Here is a 22,948-nt window from a genome sequence, read left to right on the forward strand (position 1 = left end):
ATTGAATATATTTATCTATTCTATTTTAATTACCAGTAGTATTAGATGAAGTATATAAAATTATTGATGTTTTCGATGGGCGTTTGTGGCGCACAGCAGTTGGTTGCTCAGACCACTGACTCTACACTCCCTATCAATACAGTAGTCGAGCGCGTCCAAAAGTTGTTTCAAGTGTTTCCAGTTGAAAAATTGCATTTACATTTTGATAAACCTTACTATGCGGTAGGGGATACCCTTTGGTTTAACACCTATTTGTCTCGGAATCTTGCAGAATATGAACCCAGTAAAATTGCTTATGTGGAGGTACTCAATAGCCGAGATTCATTGATCCGAACTTTGCGGATTCCTTTGGATAAAGGTATGGGTGATGGTTATTTGGTATTGGATCCACAATATTTGAAACAAGAGAACTATCGCTTTCGGGCCTATACGAAATGGATGAGTAATTTTTCTACCGATTATTTTTATAATAAGGTAGTTCCTGTTGGCGATGTCATCAATAAAAAGCTCATCACAGACATTTCCTTTATCAATAACGATCAAAACGCTGCTAAAAGTCAAGCGGTCATTCAATTTAGAGATGCAGTTGGTAAACTTTTGGTTAATTCAAAAGTGAATTGGTCCTTGATTTCAGGATGGGAAACGATCTCAAATGGAAAGGGTGAAACCGATGGTTTGGGTAAACTTACGGTGAATTTGAGTGCCAAGGAAAGAGATATTTTGAAAAAATCATTCTTGGAGGTTTCGATTCAAGAAAATAGGAATGAAAAACCATTGACAAGTTCGTTCTCCTTGAAGAATTCGCTTTGGGATGCTGATGTGCAATTTTTTCCGGAGGGTGGTGATTTGTTAGCTGGAATCAGTAAAAATGTTGCTTTTAAAGCTGTATCTGCAGAAGGTAAAGGCGTTCCTGTGAAAGGTCGTATTCTGGATGGCAAAGGCAAACAAGTTGCTGAATTTTCAGATTTAGGACTGGGAATGGGTTATTTTCATTTGCTACCATTGGCAAATGAAAAGTACGAAGCAGTGGTTACATTTGCTAATGGTCAAGAAAAGAAATATAAATTACCAGCAGTCGTTCAGAATAAGGCAAATGTTGTTTACGTAAAACAAGATGAGACCAATTTAAATATGGCGATTGTGACGAGTGACGAGGATTATACTAAAAATCCAAATCAATCGTACTATGTATTGGTGCAATCCAATGGACATCTTGTTTATGCAGCTCAAGCGAATTTAAAAAGTTCGACAGCTTTAATCGTCATTCCAAAGGAGCGCCTTCCCAATGGTATTGCACAAGTCACTTTGATGACTCCCGATGGTAAAGTTGTGAGTGAACGGTTAACTTTTGTGAAAAGTGAAAAGCTATTGGATATTAATTTAGCTGTTAATAAGGAACAATTCAAAGCGAAAGAAAAAGTCAATCTGAAGCTTTCCGTATTGAATAATGGCAAGAAATATCCAGGAAGGTATTCAATCGCTGTTATTGATGAATCTAAAGTTCCTTATGATGATAATCAAGATCTTTCTATTGTAAGCAATTTTCTGGTGACATCTGAGCTAAAGGGCTACATTGAAAATCCGAATGCTTATTTCGATGAAAAAAATCCGAATCGGGATCAAGCTTTAGATGCATTATTGATGACTCAGGGATACCGTAGATTTGACTACCAAGATCTAATAGCAGAAAAATTTCCTACTTTAACATTTATTCCAGAGCAGGGAATTGAATTGGCTGGGACGCTGCGTTTAAATACTGGAAGAACGGTGTCCAATGGCGGTTTACTACTTTCTATTCCTTCACGCAGTATCCGTAAAGATGCTTATACGGATGATAAAGGAAGATTTTTCTTTAAGGATCTCGTTTTTGCCGATTCGTCTAAAGTGACTGTTAATGCGCGTGGAAATGATAACTACCGCAATATGGTCATTAATATGGATCAATCTTATTTTCCGGAGATTGATAAGGACAATGCTTATAAGAACAACTTTGTTATGAATATTGATCGAGCGATTGCCCCATATTTGGAAAATAGTAAAAAGGAATATCGAAAATCTATTCTATTGGATGAGGTAGCTGTTGTTGGCGTTCAGAAAAAAGTAATTACGAATAGAGATTTTCCAGCGATTTCGGGACTATCCATGCCTGAACATCGTATTGAACCTGAGCGTCTGGCAGGTTGTAACGTGTTAACGATGTGTCTGAGTACCTTGTTGACAGGGATAACCTACGACTCGCAAACTCAGAAATATTACGTTTCTCGAGATTATAATAGCGGTGGCCGTGTACCGGTCCAATTTTTCCTCAATGGAATGGCTATAGATGAACCTGGTCTTAATAGTATCAATGTTATCGATATCGAAGGAATTGAGATTTTCCTGAAAGATGATTTGGGAACTGTTTCAAGAATGTATCAAAATAATGGGGTTGTCTCAATTTATACTAAGAAAATAGAAGCTAAAAAACCTAGAATGTCTTTGGCGGAAATAGAAAAATTGTTACCAAAATCGAATGTCATCGACTTGTTTCCATTGGGTTATATAAAAGAAAGAAAATTTTATACACCAACCTACGAAACGCCAGAAAGCAAGGCTGTGAATGATTTAAGAACGACTGTGTATTGGAATCCGAAAGTAGAGGTTACGGAGACAGGAGAGACTGCTTTAGACTTTTATAATGCGGATGGCAATGGTCGATATAAAGTTATTGTAGAAGGAATGGATGATACAGGAAATATAGGCCGAAAAGTAATTTATTATGAAGTGAGATTATAGTAAAGACTACACGTTTAAAGTAATGATAATAAAGGAGCCGCTTATTAAGCGGCTCCTTTTATTTTATATTCTTCAAAACTTCTCCTTCTTTAGAGTCTGCATCATCGCCTACTTTCTTAATACGTTCTGTCTGTTCAATAACAACTGCAAAGGATCGGGGTTCGATACCTCCACCTAATTTTTGGGCGTAGAATTTAGTGAATTCAGCACCGAAGTATAAAATTGCAGCGGAGTAGTATATCCATAATAGCATGACAATAATGGAGCCTGCAGCACCGTAAAAACTCGCTGTCGAGGATAAGGTCAGATAGATGGATATGAAATACCTGCCTAGCATGAACAACAAGCCTGTGAAAATAGCTCCACCAAGGATATCTTTGAATTTTACTTTTGCATCGGGTAGAAATGAAAAGATGAAACCGAAAAGGGTTACAATGATCACAAAGGTGATACTTGTATTGATCCAATCAATCAATGTGATAGGAATAATAGGGAAGTACTGTATAACCAAATTCGTAATGGCCGCAATAACCCCGTTAATCATGAGGGAAGCTATAAGTAAAAAACCCAGTGCAATGATGATGGAAAAAGAGATCAGTCGATTGATGATTAATTTGAGCCATCCTTTTTTTGGCTTTGGTTTTACTTTCCATATATCATTTATGGAGTCTTGGATATCGACAAAGAGCGTGGTAGCGGTAATAATAAGTGTGACGATACCGATTGTAATTCCAATATTTGATTTGTTTTCAAAATTTATCTTTTGAATATAAGATTGGATTTGCAGGGTTACATCTTTACCAAACAAGACCATCAATTCATCAAAAACCTCCTTTTGTGCGGATGTTTCTTGACTTAGATGTTGACCGTAGAAGAAGCCAATACACCAGATGACGATCATGAGTAATGGACCGATAGAGAAAACGGTATAATAGGCTAAGGATGCACTTTTTTTCATGCAGTTGTCATCCATAAATCCATTAAAGGCATCATAAACTAATTTTAAAACTTGTTTCCAGTAGGTAAGCGTCAATAAATCTTTAAAGTATACTTCTTTCATAATGTGATGTGCAAATAAAACAAATTTTAAGAATAAATACCCCCTATTTTAGGTAGGGGGTATTTATTTAGCTAAGTTCTTGATACATTTCTTCAATTTTTTCGTCAAACTCTTTGAGTATAACTTTCCTTTTCAGACTTAGTTTTGGCGTTAATTGGCCATCGTCTATTGTCCATTCTTTGGGAAGTAATATGAATTTTTTTATTTTTTCCCAGTGACCAAATTCTGTTGATAAACGCTCGATCTCTTGGTTGTATTTTTCGATTACTTTTGGGTTTTTAATTGTTTCCTCTTTTGAAACAACAGCTATTCCCTTAAATTTCATCCATTTTTCGATTTCTTCAAATGCGGGTACAATTAATGCCGAAGGAAATTTTCTATTTTCTCCCAGTACCATAATCTGTGCAATAAGCGTGGATTCCATCAGCTTTGTTTCAATTGCTTGTGGAGCGATGTATTTTCCACCTGCGGTTTTAAACATCTCTTTTTTACGGTCCGTAATCTTTAAAAATCCATCGGATGATATTTCTCCTATATCTCCTGTTTTTAAAAATCCATTTTCATCAAATGTTTCTTTTGTGGCTTCATCATTTTTGTAATAACCAGAAGTGATGCTTGGCCCCTTAACAAGAATCTCCCCGTCTGGTGCTATTTTTACTTCTAGGTTTTTGAGTGGTCGCCCTACAGTTCCAAACTTGATACCTGTATCCATAAATGTATTGACTGCGATAACGGGAGAAGTTTCTGTAAGTCCGTAGCCTTCTAACACTTTCATATCTGCTGCCCAGAAAACACGTGCTAGTCTTTCTTGTAATGCTGCTCCTCCTGAAACGATTATTTTTATATTACCACCTAATGCTTCTTTCCATTTCGAAAAAATTAATTTGCGAGCGATAGCGAGTTGAAAATTGTACCAAGCACTATTTTTTGCTGGTTCTTGATAGCGCAGTCCTAGGTCAAGGGCCCACATGAATAATGATTTTTTGATTCCTGTTAAATCTTTCCCTTTGGAAACAATTTTATCATACACTTTTTCCAATACACGTGGTACTGTTGTAAAAAGATCTGGTTTGACATCATTGATATCGACGACTACATTATCCAGTGTTTCGCAAAAATAAATCTCTACACCTTTTGAGTAATACATATAGACGACCATACGTTCGAAAATATGGCATAAAGGTAAAAAGCTGATTGCTTTTTTGAAATCGGGTCTTATGAGGTGGTTACAAGCCTGTACATTACTTAAAATATTTTTATGGGATAGGTATACCCCTTTCGGTTTCCCTGTTGTTCCTGATGTATAGATCAATGTCAATAAATCATCCTCTTGGATGGCATCGTTGTATGGTTTTAAATCTGTGCTTAGTTTTTCACCGATTTCAAATAGGCTATCCAGGTCTTTATGATGCGCTGTGTAGTCGAAGGAATAGATCGGAATGGTCAGTTGATGGTCGTTCAGCGCAGTGTCAACACGCTCAGAAAGATCTGTATTGCTCACAAATATTAACTTAACTTCTGCATCGTTGACGATGTATGAAAGGTCTTGTGGTGCTAATGTTGGATATAGCGGCACAAGCGCAATCCCCAATTGATTACAGGCAAAATCCACGATACTCCATTCTGGTCGATTTCCTGACATGAGGGCTACACGATCACCTTTTTGCAATCCGATGTCCAATAATGCTTTACTAAGATTGTTTATTTTAGTAATAAATTCATCGGTTTGATAGGTTTGCCAATGTGCATTTTTATCGCGGCCAGCAATAATAGTTTTATTCGAATATTCGGATTTATAGTTGGTTAGGAGATCAAAAATTCTACTTTGTTGTGCCATAATGAAATATTTAAAATATTTACTTAATTGGTTTATTACTAAGTATTCAAATGTAATCTAATATATGAAAAATGTTTTGATGTACATTTTTTATATTTAAAATATTTTGATAACATTTTAGAATTTGCGTCGTTTAATTATTGATATTACCTTTGAAAATTAAATTGAATAAAAAACACTGACATTACGTATGAAAAAATTATCTTGGATCTTAGGAATGGCAATTGGCTTATCGGGATTATCAAATGAAGCTTTTGCACAGTTAGATTCAAAAGGGGCAATCGGAGCTCGTTTTGGCTCTGCCCAAGGGATTACCTATAAACACACACTTTCAAATGATCGCGCCTTAGAAGCGCTCCTAAGTATTCAGAGCAATTCAGACTATAGACGGTTTAGAGTAGTGGGGTTGTATGAATATTATAAACCTTTATCATCTGCTTTTAATTGGTATTATGGGTTTGGAGGTGGTTTTGGCTCTTATAAAGAGAAAGACAAAACAATCGATGGTAGCCGTGTTGAATATGATTCTGAGTTAGCACTTAGTATAGATGGGATTATAGGAGTAGAATATAATATTCCAGAAACTCCTTTTCAGGTTTCATTGGATGTAAAACCCTATTTAGATTTTCTGCAGTCTAGTAGCATCAAATTACTAGATCCAATTGGTTTTTCATTCCGTTATAGATTTTAGTAAATGATCTATGAAAAATAAATAAGGTCACTTGGGTGTAAAGTGACCTTATTTATTTTAAGATAGCCAGAATTGAGCTAATTTTTTCTGTTCTTCGGATTGTTCCTTCAAAGGTTGTATTCTGAATAATTTCTTACTATTTGGACGAATTTCTATTTTAAGATTTTTGATAATCCCATCTCGCGCTATCAAAACATCTAAAAGTTCTCCTGCTGTGCTATGCTGCATAAAATAGTCGTATTCTTTATCTTTCATATCCAACCTGATACCATTGATAGCGATCAATTCATCGCGGACATTTAAACCTCCATCCCAAGCACCAGAACCTCTTTCTACTGCCGTGACAGTTTGGATACCATCGTTTTTTTGATAACTAATCCCTATTCCTAAATTTTTGCTATCCGCATTAATGTCTATGATCTCATATCCAACAAGGTTGAAATAATGATTATAGGGTAATTCGCTATGTTCATAAGCTGCTTCAAAGATTTCTTTGACCGTAATACCGGTGACTTCTTCTACAAGCTGTTGGAACTCGAGTTCCTCAAAACCCCGGTTTTGTTGCAGATAAAAATGATTATAGGCTGCTTTTAGGACATCGTCGAGTTTTTTAGTACCGTTAGAAGAAGCAATTATCTTCAAATCTAACAGGACCGTCAACATCGCTCCTTTATTGTAGTAGGATATGCTCGAGTTTGGAGAGTTTTCATCCTGACGGTAGTATTTTACCCAAGAATCAAAGCTGGCTTCTGCTGCAGATTGAATGAGATGCCCCGGACGATTGAGGACAGTTGTAAAATCATTCGCTAATAGGTTTAGATATTCCTGCTCGGAAAAGAAATCACATCTTTTGAGTATCAGGTTGTCGTAGTATGAGGTAAAGCCTTCCATAATCCATAGACCTGTTGTATAGTTCTCTTGATCGTAGTTAAATGGCCCCAATGCTTTAGGACGAAGACGCTTTACATGCCATAAATGAAAGTACTCATGTGCGATTAGGTTGAGGTATGTCTTGTAGGAGGTTTCGTTGCTATATGCCGTTCTTGATGCTCCCAATACGGTGGAGTTGAGGTGTTCTAGTCCTCCTCCTCCAGATTGATAATTATGTGTGATGAATACATACCTTTTGTTGGGGTTGGACCCCCAAATACGGGTTTCTTCTTCAACAATTTTCTTTACATCGGCAGTTAACCTTTCTTTGTTATAGGTGCCGCCACCAACCATCGCAAACTCGTGCACCACGTTTGATGCTTGAATTGTCCATATATCCTGATTGCCAATTTCTATAGGTGAATCGTAAAGAATATCAAAGTCTGAAGCATAGAATGTGTTCTGTCCGATTTTTTCAAGACCTGTTGATATATTTTCCCATAGCTTATGGGGAAAGAATCGGATAGTTACGGGTTCGGCGATCCTTCCAGCTATATGTAAGAATGTAGCTGTTGGTACAATAAAAGCATGATCTGCATTGATGAAATTCGTACGTACCGAAGTCTCAAACCCATATACATGGTAATTGAGGGTTATTGAGCTTTTGTTATGGTTGTATATACGCCAGGTGTTTTTACTTATTTTTTCAAACTCCATCTGGTCTTCGACCGTAAAACGTTCAATCTGCTTTGAATACTCTCGTACTAAGTAAGATCCTGGGGACCATACAGGCATTTTGACATCAATAAAATCCGCTTGAATTTCGGTGATAGACATTTTTATATCTGCGTAATGTGCTTGAGGCTCACTAAAGGAAACATCAAAATGTATTTTTGATGTACAGTTTATTTTTTCGATCATTTTAAAAGATTAAATAACCGATACGAATATCAGTTCAAAATATATTTGTGGTATACAAAAGTACAGGGTTATGAGTGTTATACAAAATTATTTGGACTTCTGTTTTTTAGCATACTATTTTATTTTCAGTGCTATTTTTGATTATTATAAAATTAATAATTTGTATATTACCTCTAGATAGGGCTCTCAATGGGAGAGGATTGGAATAGAAGTTGTGCTGCATTCATGAAAGCAGTATAAAGCAATAAAACACGAATAATTTTACATTTATAGCAATGGAATTCTATTGTGAATCTAAGCAAATTTATCTAAGTTTATACGCTCGATAGAGCATAATCTTATTATTTATGATTTTAATAGTTGATAGCGGTTCATCCAAATCAGATTGGAAATTGGAACTTCCGGATAGCCCTCCTTTGTCTTTTTCTACAAATGGACTTAATCCGTTTTTCGTAAACGATAAAGAGATAACAAGGGTAATTAAAGAGATTCCGGAGATTATTCCATATGCTGATGAAATAACAGAGCTCTATTTCTATGGTGCGGGATGTATTTCTCCAGATCGTAGAGAAATGGTATCGAATGCATTGACTCCTCTGTTTGAGAATGCATTTATTTCCGTTGAAAATGATCTTGTGGGTAGTGCCTTGGCTACTTGTGGTAGAAACAAAGGGTATATTGCTACGCTAGGTACTGGATCTGATATTAGTTTTTTTGATGGCAATGAGGTACAGCCTTCCAATCATGGCAATGGTTATGTGCTAGGGGATGAGGGGTCTGGGGCCTGGTTTGGAAAAAAACTGATTACATTATTTTTATATGGTAGATTGCCTAAGGATTTAGCAGAGAATTTTGCTGAAAATTATCGGATCTCTAAAGAAATTGTAATCAAGAATGTGTACCAAAAGGAACGTCCTAATGCTTATTTAGCATCATTTGCCCCTTTTTTATCGGCCAATATTACACACCCGTTTATTGATGAGCTTGTGCGTTCGGGTTTTGAAGAGTATGTGCAGACTTGTATTTTAACTTATCAAGATTATCAGGATTATGAATGTCACTTTGTTGGATCTATCGCTTACTATCTCGATTTGATTTTACGCGATGTTTGTAATGGGTACCATATTCAAATTGGCAAAATACTGAAGTCGCCGATCAACGAATTGTTTGATTTTGTGATAGAGAGAGAGAAAAGTCCACTTGTAAATATTTAATAATAATATGATGATTTTATCAACAATAATCGCTTGTTTTTCCATAATTTTTGGAAACCCGAGCATCTATGACTACAGCTTTAAAACTTTAGAGGGTAAAGATGTTAAGATGTCTGATTTTAAAGGAAAGAAAATTTTAATTGTGAACACTGCTTCTAAGTGTGGTTTCACTAAGCAGTATAAAGATCTGCAAGAGTTATATTCGCTCTATGGTAAAGATTTAGTAATCATTGGATTCCCTGCCAACAATTTTGGTAATCAAGAACCTGGTACAAATGGAGATATACAGGAGTTTTGTGAACAGAATTATGGTGTTGAGTTTTTAATGGCAGAAAAGGTTGAGGTGAAGGGCGACCAAATAGATCCTTTATTTAAATATTTGATTGCTCAGAAAAATCCTGATTTTGAAGGGGAAATCAAATGGAACTTTGAAAAGTTTCTAATTGATGAGAATGGCAAGCTAATCCATCGTTATCGTTCGGCCGTCAATCCAATGGCAGATGAGATCGTCAATTGGGTAAAGAAATAAGAATTGAAAACCAGCAGGAATATCTTGTTGGTTTTTTTTATCATTACAATAAAAAAGAAAAGTCCACCTTGGGAGGGTGGACTTTAACTAACCAATTATAAACCTAAATTATGAAAAGTATTTTGTAGCTATTTCTAGCTGTTATTATCGTTGTTGTTATAAGTTATACAAAGGTAATGCCAAAAACCGATTTATACATTAAGATAATGTTAATTATTTGTTAAATTATAGTAACAACTCCTGCATCTTGCCTCATATGCATCTTTTTCGCCAAGAAGGACTGTTTTTGTGTCCGAAGACGTTCTAAATGAGTAGTTTGCAGGGGCTCCACATTGCATGCAAACGGCATGTACTTTTGTAACGTGCTCTGCAATAGCCATAATATTCGGTATAGGACCAAAAGGTTGTGCCATAAAATCCATATCAAGTCCTGCAACTATGACACGAATTCCTTTGTTTGCCAATTTGACACAAACTTCTGTCAGACCTTCATCAAAAAACTGCGCTTCATCAATGCCGACAACTTGTGTGTCTTGACTCAGCAGTAATATAGAAGAGGAATGGTCAACAGGGGTAGAAGGAATACTATTGCTGTCATGCGATACGACGAGATGATCATCATATCTTTTATCGACTGCAGGTTTGAAAATTTCTACATGTAGTCGGGCATACTGCGCACGTTTTAACCTTCTTATGAGCTCTTCGGTTTTACCGGAAAACATGGATCCACAAATAACTTCTATACTCCCGTATAGTGGTCCTCTTTGTGTGAAATTATGTTCAGAAAAAAGCATTTAAATGAATTAAAATCAATAAATTGGGTATTATTGGAAATCAGTGATGAATCTGATGTTTATAGAAAAATAATACCACATAAGTCCTGCTAATATCAGAATTTAATATTAAATTTGAGTCTATAAAGGCTAAATACTTAACAATAAAGTATAAATCAGTAAGTTGAAAATGAAGTTTAATTCCAATTGTAAAATTTAAGCTTTTTATTGGAAATAGGGAAAGGAAATGTAAAAATTTATGGCTACGAAACAAAATTTATTTGATAAAATAGGTGATTTATTGCAAGAGTTGAATGCTCAATACCTGGAGCTTTCGAATAATGGCTTTGAAAATAAAAAGACGGATTTAGCATTGTTAGAGGCCACGGCACAATATATAGCTGCTCAAGCGGGTGTTTTAAAAGCTCAAGATCTGTTGGATAAGGGGAATCAATTGGCTCGCGAGGATGAGTTGGCAGCACCAAAGGTGTCCATACATAGAGAAGAGGAAGAGAAATTGTCGTTCAACAATTACTTTACACCACCTTCTAACTTGTTTCAAGGTCGCCAGACCAAAGAGGAACAGGCATCGCCCATCGCAACTCCTGTAGAGAATGAGATTCATACACCTATTCAACCTGTTGTTCTCCAAGAGGAATCAGATACGAAACCGATAGCAGATAATCTTCCAAAGCCAACACCAGTTGAAATTGTAAAAGAGGAAGAGGTGGTTGATTTACCAGTTTCTGCTGAAAAAGAAGTAGAGCAGCCTGTTCAACAAGCACCTATTCAACCGGAAGTAGAAGAAGCAGCAGTTATTATTAATGAAGTGATAGAGGAACCGAAGGAGATTGTCATTGTAGAGGAGATTCTTCCTGTGACTCCTGTCCAAGAAGAGGCACCCGCTCGTCCACTCACTTTAAATGAAATTATTTCGCAACAGAAAAAGGCAGGTGTCCAAAATCGTGTTTATGAAATGAATGCAGCGGCAGGAGCTCCGGCACAGGTTAAGGATATCAAAGCCATCATTAATCTGAATGATAAATTGTTGTTTATTAAAGATCTATTTAATGGTTATAGCTTAGCTTACAGTGAAGCTGTTGAATTGCTGAATAGATGTAATGATTATGCGGAAGCAGACGCATTCTTACAAACTAATTACGCCGTAAAGAATAGATGGGTTGAGAAACCGCAATCGGTTGAAAAGCTTTATGCTTTGCTTCGTAAAAGATTTGCATAAAAAAAGCTGACTTTTGTCAGCTTTTTTTATGAATTCCTGTTGACAGAGTCGGCAGGGAATGCTTTCGGAAGAAGCTTTATGCTGTTGTTTATGGGACGTTCTGTCGGATTATTTTAATTGAAATTGTAACCAAGTATTACCTTCTAACCCATAAAAGAAGTATTTTGGTTGTAAAATTTCTGCTAATGTCTCTAGTTCTACACAATAGTTCTGGCCAGCTACTTTTCCAAATCCTTTTGTATTGATCAAAAAAACTTGGTTTAAATTTACTGCGTTACTATCTGCCCAATTTGGATCTGATAATAATGATGGTACCTGTGCTACTGTCATCTCTTCTGCATTGATGATAATAACTTTATCGGCATCTGCAATCGAATTTGTCGGTATTCCACCTGCAATAGTAATGCAGGATTGCAAATACTTACTGGTATTGATAATCGTTGGATTGATGTCATCTAAAATGATCACTTTGGGACGGTCATTTGCTGTAATAAATTTCAGCTTATGTGTGATAATATGTACGTCATCCTCCAAGACTTCCAAAAGCTCAGCTATTTTATCATCTTTATTGATTAATTGACCTACACATTTTGTGTAATTGATAATGTCATCACTTGTTACCAAATCAGCAGGGATCGCATAAATTTTATCTAAAATTTCTTGTGGTAAATGCGCTTGATCTACCTCATATTGATTTAGGATAGCTTCTACTAAAATTTCTTGATTGCTTTGCATGGCACAAATTTACAAAGGATGATTTGAACTTGCGAATTAAATGAAAGGTAATTTTGACATCTATGTTTTGATTTCAAATTTGTAAATTGCAATATATTTAGAATTTTTCATTTAGATTATACATTATGTTTGATAAATTATTCCAAGCGCAACAGAAGGCAGAAGAAATTAAACAAAGATTAAATCATATTTCTGTTTTTGGGGAGGCTGAGGGTGGATTGATAAAAGTCGTTGCCACAGCTAATAAAGAAATTAAAGAAATTACCATTGATCCTATCTTTTTGGGTAATGCTGATAAAGAGGAGTTGGAGGAACTACTTGTCGTAGCTTTGAATAAAGCACTGACACAAGCAGAACAGGTTAGTCAGGCTGAGATGTCGGCTGCGAGTCAGGATATGCTTGGTGGTTTAGGAGGTTTATTTAATCAGTAATCTTATGACAGCAACCTATTACGGACAATCGTGTGTAGCGTTTGATTTTGACGGGCACAATGTGCTATTGGATCCTTTTATCAGCTATAATCCGCTAGCCAAATCAATCGATGTAAACAGCCTCTTGCCTGAGTATATCTTTTTAAGTCATGGTCATCAAGATCATGTAGCTGATATGGCGCAGATTCAAAAGAATAGCCAGGCAACTGTTGCTGCAATTGTTGAAACTGCAGCGTGGGTAAGGAAGCAAGGTGTTCCAGATGATAAAGTAATCGAATTTAATCTCGGAGGGACTATTAAGACTACTTTTGGCACCGTTAAAATGGTATATGCATTGCATACCAACAGTACTCCTGATGGGCAGTATGGAGGTTTCCCTGTAGGCTTTATCTTGTATTCCGGCAATAAGAAAATCTATTTTGCTGGAGATACTGGCCTTACCATGGAGATGAAGCTTTTGGCAGGTCTGGGTCTTGATTGGGCTTTTTTACCAATAGGTGGCCATTATACCATGGATGTTGATGATGCGGTTAGAGCAGCTGAATTTATCAATTGTGATAAGATTGTAGGGATCCATTACGATACTTTTCCTCCTATCGTTATTGATAAAGAAAAGGCATTAGCGAAGTTCGCAAATTCTGGTAAGACACTTTATTTACCAGCAATTGGAGAATCAATCGAATTATAAATCAAAAGGGGGATAGGTTATTCCCCTTTTGATTGTTATATCGTTACTAATTTTTTTAAATCTTCTAAAGTGAATAGTGGTGTTTCGGTTAGTTTATTTTTCAGAATGGATTCTTTATAATCTTCGTAATGAAATAAGGTCCATTCACCATTATGATATTCTAAACTACTTAAATTCTCAACCCAATCACCTGAATTCATATAGGTGACAGTACCTTTTCTTGTGATGACTTCTTTTATCTGTGGTTGATGTATGTGCCCACAGATTACATAATCGTAATTCTTTTCGATAGCGAGCTCTGTTGCTGTCTCTTCAAAATCTGAGATGTATTTAACCGCTTTTTTGACACTATTCTTTATCTTTTTTGATAATGAATATTTCTCTTTCCCCATTTTCAATAGAAACCAATTGATACAATGATTCAATTGGATGAGTTTGTCATAACCCCATCCCCCTAATTTTGCTAACCATTTGGAATGATGAATGGAGGCATCAAATACATCTCCGTGGAAAATCCATGCTTTCTTGTTGTTGAGTGAAAGTAAGAGCTTGTTGGTCAATTTGATATTACCCAGTTTTAAGTCGGCAAATTTCCGAAGCATTTCATCGTGGTTTCCCGTAATGTAATAAACCTCCGTTCCATTAGCACTTAAATCAATTATTTTTTTGATAACATGTAGGTGTTCGGATGGAAAGTAGCTTTTTTTGAATTGCCAGATATCGATTATATCACCATTCAAAATCAGCATTTTTGGAGCGATGGACTCCAAGTAATAAAGTAACTCTTTAGCGTGACTTCCATGTGTTCCGAGATGAATGTCTGATAATACTACAATATCTAGGTTTCGTTTCATAACTTCCTTTTTTCAAAAGACGCATTTTAATATGATGTACATATAAATGCTCTGTTATGAAATTATTAATAATAAAGGGTGAAGATAACTATCTTCACCCTTTATTATTAATAATCGTAAATAGTTTGAGACTATTTTGTCGCTCTATTGATATGAAATTGAACTAAATCATCAATAGGAGAGCGTAATATTTTTCCAACTTTCATTCCATATTGCTGCGCTTTTTCTTCCAAAACATTGCGGAAATTGTAACCTACAGAGCCAATACAGTTAAATGTATAGTCTTGGTAATTTGGATATTTACTCACTAAGTTTCTGAAAAATGCTTCGAAAGCATCATCTACGATTGCGCGTGTGTATTCAATATTAACATTGTTGTCGTACACAAACTTGCTGAAGCTTGCGCAGAAACGATTGGCTAATGGTTTGGTATATACCGCGTCCATGATTTCATCAGGAGTGATTTTGTAAGTGTCATAAAATACTTTACGAACATCTTGAGGCATTAAGTCGCGGATATAATCCGTTAATAATTTTTTACCGATATAACTGCCACTTCCCTCATCTCCTAAGATGTATGCGCAAGAATCAATGTTATAGGTGATTTCATTTCCATCGTAAATACAAGAGTTGGTACCCGTTCCTAAGATAGCGGCAAATCCTGATTCTTTACCTAGTAAAGCTCTGGCTGCAGCTAATAAGTCGTGTCCAACTTCAACTTGGGCCTTTGGAAATACTTCCTGAATAGCTTTGACAACGATATCAGCTTTTTCTTTATTATGGACCCCCGCCCCATAATAGTTAACCTCTTTGATATCTTCAAGAGGTAAATCATTGGGTAGACCTTTTCTTAAAGAGTTAACGATGTATTCGCTATCTACAAAATATGGGTTGTACCCTTCTGTGTTGAAGTAAATTTTTTTGTTTGAATCATCCAACAAACACCAGTTTGTTTTCGTTGATCCTCCGTCAGCAATAATAATCATTATTGAGTAGTTTTAATTGAGTTTTTCGTTTTAAAATAGGATTATTTGAATCCGATTTCCGAAAATACATTTTTTTATTTATAATTTATGTATTCTGGCAATAGTAAAATGAAATATTATTTGAGCTAGGATTATTGGTATTCATAAAAAAGGCCTTAATTATAGAATTAAGGCCTTTTTTATGAATACTATCTGTTTGATTTGATAGTGTATTTTTTACAATTAGCTAACAGCTTATGGACCTTAATGGCCTCCCTCTGATTCGATATCATCAATATTAATTCCTTGTTTTTTCAACACGGACCTTACGGCAATGGCAAAAAATACAATGTAAACGAAACCGACCAATGGAAGTAAATAAGAATTGTGTATTCCTATTATATCTGCTAATTTTCCTTGGATAGGGGGGATGATACCTCCACCAAGAATCATCATTACTAAGAAGGCTGAACCTTGGGCTGTATATTTTCCAAGACCAACAATTGAAAGACTAAAGATAGATGACCACATAATAGAACAAGCTAATCCTCCGGCTAAGAAAGAATATATGGCTACAGTGCCAGTAGATAGAAGACCTACGACCATGGCAATGATTCCAAATAATCCAAAGATAATTAATGTTCTGGCAGGTTTTTCTTTACTCACGTAGAATGCGCCGATCTGGATAATGATACACACAACATAGTAATAAAGGTGAGACATTTCGAAACCTGCTAATGTGTTGACTCCTATGATAATGGAGAATGCGACTAATGGAACAATGATCAGTAAGATGTTCTTCGTTGATTTAGTCAGGTTAAATGCTGTGATGGCACCAGCCCATCGGCCTATCATCATACTTCCCCAATACATGGATACATAGGGTGTGATTTGAGATGATTGTAGACTTCCGAACTCCTTTAGGGTAAGTAGCTCACCTAAATTACTTCCGATGGCTACTTCGACTCCTACGTATAGGAATAACGCAATCATACCCAACACAAGTTGTGGGTATTTCATCGCGCCCCATCCTTCTGGATTTTTCTGTGCTTTTACGTTAGCAAAGATCAGACCCCCAATCACTACTATTAACGCTCCTGCTAACCACAACATGCGTTGTATCTCTAGGGGATGTGCGATTTCTTTTATATGAAGCTTTAATTCGTCAATGCTAACTTGGTCTGTTAGATTTTTCAATTGTCCTTGTAATTGTTCCAATTGAAGTGCTACATCACTTTTATAACTTAAAAAAACAGGTGCAAACATTGCGAAAAGCAAGATCGTCATGATGACTAGGGTATTTAACGCTTTATTCGCTTTTTCCATAGGTTCGTTACTTATTCCTGCAGGCACCTTTTTGCTAAAATAAAATAAACTAGCAGCCAACAAGAATAATAGACCGACACCTATGTATAGGTATACTACTTTATCTAAGGGTAAATTGGCAATTTCGGAGTCTGAAATTGTTTCGAAGGTTCCAAATAGTGCAAAACCGATTACCAATGGTCCAATGGTGGTTCCAAAAGAATTGATTCCACCACCTAAATTGACACGTGAAGAACCAGTTTTGGGATCTCCTAATAAGACTGCGAATGGATTGGCAGCTGTTTGTTGGAGAGAGAAGCCTAATGCAACCGTGAACAAGCCAAGTAGCATACCTACGTATACATTGACTTCTACAGCGACAATCATGGCTGCTGCTCCTAATGCGGAGAAAAGTAAGCCATAGACAATACTTTTTTTATACCCCCATCTACCTACTAAGTCTTTTCCAGAGAATGTACTGAAAATAAATAATAATAAGGCACCTAGATAATACGCGGTGTAAAAGGCAAAGTCAATCAACTGGGATTGAAATTGGTCTAAATGAAAGTAGTTTTTACAAAAAGGAATAAATACACTATTTCCTGCTGCAATGAAACCCCAAAAGAAAAATACAATAATTAATGTATATAGGGCTGGATAATTTGTTTTGATAAGTTTATTTTCCATCTAAATCGTTTGCTTTGTTTTTTTTCTCCGCTAACTTAAAAAAAAAATGTCAAAACTGAATATAATATTGACGTTAATAAGTGCGTTTGTTTTTTAGTAAAACGATTTAATTAAAAATAGTTTGTCATATGGATGATTTTTTTTGCAATAAATTTTGAAATGTGGTATTTGTTTTTTTTCTTTGTGCAGGTTCTCATAATTTATTCCGCTTCAGGTGTAAAGAAATCACTTAGTTCTTAAATCCCTTGGTTTGTTAATCATAAAGATTAATGGAGCGCAATAAATAGATTTCATTTTAAAATAAAATCCTAATATATCATAATAAAAATTTAATGGATATTAATGAATTAAATGCAAAACTCGTGTCTGAATTACGCGAAATTGCAAAATTAATAGGTATCGGTGACGCTGATAAGCTTAGAAAGCAAGAGCTAATTGAAAAAATTATCAGTACTGGTGATGAGTCCGAAAATACTTCTGAAGCAAAGGAAGAGAATCTTGATGAATCAACTGAGAGACCTAGAAAAAGAATAAGAACAGCAGCAGTAAAATCATCAGAGCCTGTTACTATTCGGAAAAAAGAAAACGAAGAAATAGATTCAGCTGATAGTCAAGTAGCCCCATCAGAATCTGAAGAAAATATAAAAACAACTCCAGTAATAAAATCAACACCTTCAAAAGTAGAATCAACTTCATCTAATGCAGATTTTGATAATGTTATTGTCAATGAAGGGGTATTGGAGATCATGCCTGATGGCTATGGTTTTTTACGTTCATCCGATTATAACTATTTAACTTCTCCTGATGATATCTATGTTTCTCAGTCACAAATCAAATTATTTGGTTTGAAAACTGGAGATACGGTTAGAGGTAGTATCAGACCTCCGAAAGAAGGTGAGAAATATTTCCCATTGGTACGCGTAGAAGCCATCAATGGTCAAAACCCTGCGGAAATTCGTGACCGTGTTCCTTTTGATTTCTTAACACCATTATTCCCTACTGAACGTTTGAATTTGGATTTGGGTACGAGTAACTATTCGACACGTATCATGGATCTGTTTACACCGATAGGTAAGGGACAACGTGGTCTTATCGTAGCTCAACCAAAAACGGGTAAAACAAATTTATTAAAAGAGGTTGCAAATGCGATCGCTAAAAATCATCCTGAAGTCTATTTAATTATTTTATTAATTGATGAAAGACCTGAGGAGGTTACAGATATGTCGAGAAGTGTGCGTGCTGAAGTTGTTTCATCTACTTTTGATGAACCAGCAGAACGTCACGTGAAAATCGCGAATATCGTTTTAGAGAAAGCAAAACGTATGGTTGAATGTGGCCATGATGTTGTGATTTTACTAGATTCTATTACACGTCTGGCTCGTGCTTATAACACGGTTGCTCCTGCATCGGGTAAAATCTTATCTGGTGGTGTGGATGCAAATGCTTTACATAAACCAAAACGTTTCTTCGGTGCTGCACGTAATATTGAGCATGGAGGTTCATTGACTATTTTAGCAACAGCGCTTACAGAGACTGGATCTAAAATGGACGAGGTTATTTTCGAAGAGTTTAAAGGTACTGGTAACATGGAGTTACAATTGGATCGTAAATTGGCGAACAAACGTATTTTCCCTGCTATCGATTTGACTGCTTCAAGTACGCGTCGTGATGATTTATTAATGGACAAAGAATCTATCCGTCGTCTGTGGGTATTACGTAATCACTTGGCAGATATGAATTCGAACGAAGCGATGGAATTTTTATTAGCGCAAATGCGTGGTACTAAGTCCAATGAAGAGTTTTTGATTAGTATGAATGGGTAATTCCATTTGAATTTAATAATTTAGCCATCATTTATTAAAATGATGGCTTTTTTATTTATATATAAAATATGAAAAAACATATTCCTAATACCATAACGTGCTTAAATCTACTGAGTGGATGTATCGGGGTTTTAATGGCACTTAAAGGTGATTATATGGCGACAGCTTATTGCGTATTGGCCTCCGGTATATTTGATTTTTTCGATGGTATGGTCGCTAGACTGTTGCATGTGAAATCGAATATTGGTAAAGAATTAGATTCGTTGGCTGATATGGTGAGTTTTGGTTTCTTGCCAGGAGCCATTCTTTATAAGCTGTTGGGGGATGTGTTTGTTAATGAGCCAGTATTTGCTTACTTAGGTTTTTTTGTGACTGTTTTTTCTGCAGTACGATTGGCGAAGTTTAATCTTGATGAGCGTCAAACTACAGATTTTATAGGATTAAATACACCGATGAATACTTTCTATGTTTTATCGTTGCCTTTTATCGCCGATAAGTACCCAGAAATCATCCTAAATCCCTATTTCCTTTTAATCAGTATAGCTGTTACAAGTTATTTATTGATCAGTGAAATCAAGTTGTTCTCCATGAAGCTATCTTCGCTGTCTTGGGCAGAGAATAAGTATAAGTTTATCTTTGTTATTTTGGCAGTTGTACTTTTTGCTATTTTTCAATTTCTAGCTTTGCCTATCATACTTATTGTTTACATTTTGCTATCATTTTTACATTTTCAGCGTTTGAAATAGGACTTATAAGGATGTTTCATACTGTTCCAACTCCATGAATAGTTCGGTGAAATGTGATTTTAATGTCTCAAATTCATTTTGAATAATACTGAATTCTTTATTCTCTTGGGCCAGCATTTCCATTTCTTGCAGGGCATCTTTGATATGGCTAGCACCAATATATTCCATTGTGGGTTTTATATGGTGTGCTGCATCACATATCTTTTGAAACTGCTGTTCAATAACTGCGATTTCTATTTTTTTGAAGTCTATGGGGGTTTGCGTTCTGTACAGCGCTATGAATTCTTTAATCATATCCTGATTGTTAAACATACTCTGTTGGATAATGGTTGGGCTTATGTGTTTATACATGATTCTGATAAATATTTACTTCCAATGAATCTTCGCACAGAGATAAGAGTTCTGTATTGCTCTTTTTTAAAATTGGATGTATATAATCTGGTGCGATTTCCACTAACGGAATTAGGGTAAATTTTCTTTCCTGAATGTAAGGATGGGGAATTTGTAGATTCGGTAAGTTTACGACATCATGCTCGTAGTATAAGATGTCAATATCAATGACTCGAGCTCCCCATTTTTCGGAACGTACTCTTCCCAATTTGTTTTCAATTGTTTGACATGTTTCTAATGCTTCTATGGGGTTGAGGAAGGTTTTGACCTCAATAATTTGATTTAAAAAACTAGGTTGATCTTCTACTCCCCAAGCTGCGGTTTCTACTATTGTAGAGGCCTTTGTAATTTTTCCGATTGAACTTTCAATGGCTTCGGAAGCACCTTTTAACTGCGCTATACGGTCACCAAGGTTTGCTCCTAATAAAATGTAGATGCTTTTCACCTTATAAATATAGAATTTTAGTTAATTAAATGAAAGATTTAAAAATTAATTTGTAACATTTGTAGTAATTTACGGACTAATGTAACAATCAAACTTTAGATTATTTATTTTATGAAATCATTTTTTAAATATGTACTTGCTACTGTCACTGGAATCGTGATTTCAACAGTAGTGTTATTTATTATAACATTAGGTATTATTGGTGCTATAGTAAGTTCTGCTTCTTCTGAGAAAGATGTGGTGGTGAAAGATAATTCTATTCTATATCTTTCCTTTAATCACTCGATTTCAGAACGGTCTGTCGAAAATCCTTTTGGTTCGCTTGATATTCCTGGATATAACACTAAAAACATAGGCTTAGATGATATTATCGCAAGGATAAAAAATGCAAAGGTGGATAGTAAAATAAAAGGTATTTATATGGATGCTAGTTCCATTGCTACTGGATTTGCTAGTCTAAAGGAAATTAGAGATGTCTTATTGGATTTTAAATCCTCGGGCAAGTTTATCGTTTCTTATAATGAGAGCTACTCTCAAAAAGCCTATTATATCGCGAGTGTTTCCGATAAGATATATGTGAATCCTGAAGGAGTTATTGACTTTAAAGGTTTAGCAAGTTCTACGATGTTTATGAAAGATGCCTTTGATAAACTGGGTGTCGATATGCAGGTTGTAAAAGTAGGAACTTTTAAAAGTGCAGTGGAGCCTTATTTTTTAAATGAAATGAGTGAGGCGAATCGTTTACAAGTTAATTCATATTTAGGTAGTATTTACCGAACTTTTATTGATGAAATTTCATCTTCTAGGGGAGTTTCAGCCGATTCGTTGGATATGATAGCACGTAATTATCTCGTTCGCAATGCTGATGATGCTGTGCGTTATAAATTGGCCGATGCTAAACTTTATAAAGATGAACTTATTACGGAGTTGAAGACTAGGATAAAGGTTGATGCGAAAGATGATTTGTCTACGGTTTCTTTATTAGATTATAAATTTAAAAATCCTAGTGCAGATGAATCGACACAAGTAGCTGTTCTATTTGCTGAAGGTGCTATTGTTGGTGGTGAGGGCCAAAAAGGTGAAATTGGTTCTGATAAAATCTCTAGAGAGCTACGTAAATTGCGTGAAGATGATAAAGTAAAGGCAGTTGTTTTTCGGGTGAATTCTCCAGGGGGCTCGGCTTTAGCTTCTGATGTTATTTGGAGAGAAGTTGAGTTGACGAAGAAGGTGAAACCAATCGTTGTTTCAATGGGTGATTATGCTGCATCTGGAGGGTATTATATCTCGGCGGCAGCGGATTCGATTTTTGCTGAAAATAATACTATTACGGGTTCAATCGGTGTTTTTGGTGTAATTCCAAATTTTAAAAATTTATTGAACACTAAGATTGGAATTCACTTTGATGGTGTTAAAACGGGCAAATTTTCGGATTTGGGCATGGTTCCAGATAGACCTTTAACAGCGGAGGAGCGTGATATCATCCAGATTGAGGTCGACCGTGTTTACCAAACTTTTATGAAGCGTGTTTCAGATGGTCGTAAAATAACAATTGCCCAGGTGGATAGTATCGGTCAGGGACGGGTGTGGACCGGACAACAGGCTTTAAAAATGGGTCTAGTGGATCGTATTGGTGGCATCGATGATGCAATTCAATCTGCTGCTAAAAAAGCAAAAATAGATTCGTATTCGATAAAGCAATATCCTGCTAAAGAGGATGCCTTGTCTATGTTCTTATCTACATCTAAAGAAAAAGTCCAGATTTGGATGGCTGAGCAGCAAATGGGTGAGTTTTATCAATATTTTAATGTTATAAAAAATGTTTCTGGTCAATCAGGTATTATGGCAAAACTGCCATATTCGATTGAAATTCATTAATTTTTTTTGAATTTATCAAAAAAAGCCTTTTATTATTCGGATAGTAAAAGGCTTTTTTTATATTTAGCTGTCCATTTGGATGGATAGGTAATAC

At 35.7% G+C, this 22,948-nt stretch carries 20 protein-coding genes; 10 read left to right on the forward strand and 10 right to left on the reverse strand.

The window, feature by feature from the left end:
• The first annotated feature begins 45 nt into the window (after positions 1-45).
• On the forward strand, positions 46-2,775 hold the full coding sequence (locus tag KO02_RS05315; RefSeq protein ID WP_038696469.1) for a hypothetical protein: 2,730 nt from the start codon (positions 46-48) through the stop codon (positions 2,773-2,775).
• A gap of 58 nt (positions 2,776-2,833) precedes the next feature.
• On the opposite strand, the gene KO02_RS05320 is transcribed toward KO02_RS05315, so the two are convergent.
• Together KO02_RS05320 and KO02_RS05325 are read right to left on the reverse strand one after the other, a co-directional pair.
• Complete coding sequence (locus KO02_RS05320) at positions 2,834-3,835, reverse strand: YihY/virulence factor BrkB family protein (RefSeq protein WP_038696471.1); 1,002 nt, start codon at positions 3,833-3,835, stop codon at positions 2,834-2,836.
• 67 nt (positions 3,836-3,902) lie between these two features.
• Complete coding sequence (locus KO02_RS05325) at positions 3,903-5,672, reverse strand: AMP-dependent synthetase/ligase (protein ID WP_038696473.1); 1,770 nt, start codon at positions 5,670-5,672, stop codon at positions 3,903-3,905.
• A 190-nt stretch (positions 5,673-5,862) separates the two neighbouring features.
• Here KO02_RS05325 and KO02_RS05330 point away from each other — a divergent pair, with 190 nt between their 5' ends.
• Positions 5,863-6,363 (forward strand): hypothetical protein, encoded by a 501-nt coding sequence (locus KO02_RS05330; protein ID WP_038696475.1) that lies wholly within the window; start codon positions 5,863-5,865, stop codon positions 6,361-6,363.
• A gap of 57 nt (positions 6,364-6,420) precedes the next feature.
• Here KO02_RS05330 and KO02_RS05335 read toward each other — a convergent pair whose 3' ends face one another.
• A complete protein-coding gene (locus KO02_RS05335; protein ID WP_038696477.1) occupies positions 6,421-8,154 on the reverse strand; it encodes a M61 family metallopeptidase in 1,734 nt (577 codons plus the stop codon).
• Between the two features lie 347 nt (positions 8,155-8,501).
• Here KO02_RS05335 and KO02_RS05340 point away from each other — a divergent pair, with 347 nt between their 5' ends.
• Together KO02_RS05340 and KO02_RS05345 are read left to right on the forward strand one after the other, a co-directional pair.
• Positions 8,502-9,368, forward strand: a complete 867-nt coding sequence (locus KO02_RS05340) for an N-acetylglucosamine kinase (protein ID WP_038696479.1) — start codon at positions 8,502-8,504, stop codon at positions 9,366-9,368.
• 10 nt (positions 9,369-9,378) lie between these two features.
• Positions 9,379-9,897: a glutathione peroxidase gene (locus KO02_RS05345; protein WP_038702166.1), complete on the forward strand. Its 519-nt coding sequence runs from the start codon at positions 9,379-9,381 to the stop codon at positions 9,895-9,897.
• Between the two features lie 209 nt (positions 9,898-10,106).
• Here the strand turns inward: KO02_RS05345 and KO02_RS05350 are convergent, their stop codons facing one another.
• Complete coding sequence (locus KO02_RS05350; protein ID WP_038696481.1) at positions 10,107-10,691, reverse strand: thymidine kinase; 585 nt, start codon at positions 10,689-10,691, stop codon at positions 10,107-10,109.
• A 238-nt stretch (positions 10,692-10,929) separates the two neighbouring features.
• Here KO02_RS05350 and KO02_RS05355 point away from each other — a divergent pair, with 238 nt between their 5' ends.
• Positions 10,930-11,910, forward strand: coding sequence for a hypothetical protein (locus tag KO02_RS05355; RefSeq protein WP_038696483.1), 981 nt, complete (start codon positions 10,930-10,932; stop codon positions 11,908-11,910).
• A 108-nt stretch (positions 11,911-12,018) separates the two neighbouring features.
• Here KO02_RS05355 and KO02_RS05360 read toward each other — a convergent pair whose 3' ends face one another.
• Positions 12,019-12,645, reverse strand: coding sequence for a hypothetical protein (locus tag KO02_RS05360; protein ID WP_038696485.1), 627 nt, complete (start codon positions 12,643-12,645; stop codon positions 12,019-12,021).
• Between the two features lie 125 nt (positions 12,646-12,770).
• Here KO02_RS05360 and KO02_RS05365 point away from each other — a divergent pair, with 125 nt between their 5' ends.
• Positions 12,771-13,076, forward strand: coding sequence for a YbaB/EbfC family nucleoid-associated protein (locus tag KO02_RS05365; protein WP_038696487.1), 306 nt, complete (start codon positions 12,771-12,773; stop codon positions 13,074-13,076).
• Positions 13,077-13,080: 4 nt separating this feature from the next.
• A complete protein-coding gene (locus KO02_RS05370; RefSeq protein WP_038696489.1) occupies positions 13,081-13,764 on the forward strand; it encodes a metal-dependent hydrolase in 684 nt (227 codons plus the stop codon).
• 35 nt (positions 13,765-13,799) lie between these two features.
• On the opposite strand, the gene KO02_RS05375 is transcribed toward KO02_RS05370, so the two are convergent.
• The 3 genes from KO02_RS05375 to KO02_RS05385 form a co-directional block, all read right to left on the reverse strand.
• Positions 13,800-14,618 carry a UDP-2,3-diacylglucosamine diphosphatase gene (locus KO02_RS05375; RefSeq protein WP_038696491.1) on the reverse strand — a complete coding sequence of 273 codons (819 nt, stop codon included), beginning with the start codon at positions 14,616-14,618 and terminating at the stop codon, positions 13,800-13,802.
• 131 nt (positions 14,619-14,749) lie between these two features.
• Positions 14,750-15,604: an N-acetylglucosamine kinase gene (locus KO02_RS05380; protein WP_038696493.1), complete on the reverse strand. Its 855-nt coding sequence runs from the start codon at positions 15,602-15,604 to the stop codon at positions 14,750-14,752.
• A 243-nt stretch (positions 15,605-15,847) separates the two neighbouring features.
• On the reverse strand, positions 15,848-17,575 hold the full coding sequence (locus tag KO02_RS05385; protein WP_038696495.1) for a glucose transporter: 1,728 nt from the start codon (positions 17,573-17,575) through the stop codon (positions 15,848-15,850).
• A 332-nt stretch (positions 17,576-17,907) separates the two neighbouring features.
• Here KO02_RS05385 and rho point away from each other — a divergent pair, with 332 nt between their 5' ends.
• Together rho and KO02_RS05395 are read left to right on the forward strand one after the other, a co-directional pair.
• Complete coding sequence (gene rho, locus KO02_RS05390) at positions 17,908-19,398, forward strand: transcription termination factor Rho (RefSeq protein WP_038696497.1); 1,491 nt, start codon at positions 17,908-17,910, stop codon at positions 19,396-19,398.
• A 68-nt stretch (positions 19,399-19,466) separates the two neighbouring features.
• Complete coding sequence (locus tag KO02_RS05395; RefSeq protein WP_038696499.1) at positions 19,467-20,144, forward strand: CDP-alcohol phosphatidyltransferase family protein; 678 nt, start codon at positions 19,467-19,469, stop codon at positions 20,142-20,144.
• A 3-nt stretch (positions 20,145-20,147) separates the two neighbouring features.
• Here KO02_RS05395 and KO02_RS05400 read toward each other — a convergent pair whose 3' ends face one another.
• The gene (locus KO02_RS05400) at positions 20,148-20,495 is read right to left on the reverse strand and encodes an Hpt domain-containing protein (protein ID WP_051959766.1); all 348 of its coding nucleotides are present in this window, start codon (positions 20,493-20,495) and stop codon (positions 20,148-20,150) included.
• Positions 20,488-20,979 carry a 2-amino-4-hydroxy-6-hydroxymethyldihydropteridine diphosphokinase gene (folK, locus tag KO02_RS05405; protein WP_038696501.1) on the reverse strand — a complete coding sequence of 164 codons (492 nt, stop codon included), beginning with the start codon at positions 20,977-20,979 and terminating at the stop codon, positions 20,488-20,490. The genes KO02_RS05400 and folK overlap by 8 nt, the downstream gene beginning before the upstream one ends.
• Positions 20,980-21,090: 111 nt before the next feature.
• Between folK and sppA the strand changes: the two genes are divergently transcribed.
• Positions 21,091-22,854 (forward strand): signal peptide peptidase SppA, encoded by a 1,764-nt coding sequence (gene sppA, locus KO02_RS05410; RefSeq protein WP_038696503.1) that lies wholly within the window; start codon positions 21,091-21,093, stop codon positions 22,852-22,854.
• Positions 22,855-22,948 lie beyond the last annotated feature (94 nt).

It is taken from the genome of Sphingobacterium sp. ML3W, assembly GCF_000747525.1.
In the GTDB taxonomy this organism is placed as follows: domain Bacteria; phylum Bacteroidota; class Bacteroidia; order Sphingobacteriales; family Sphingobacteriaceae; genus Sphingobacterium.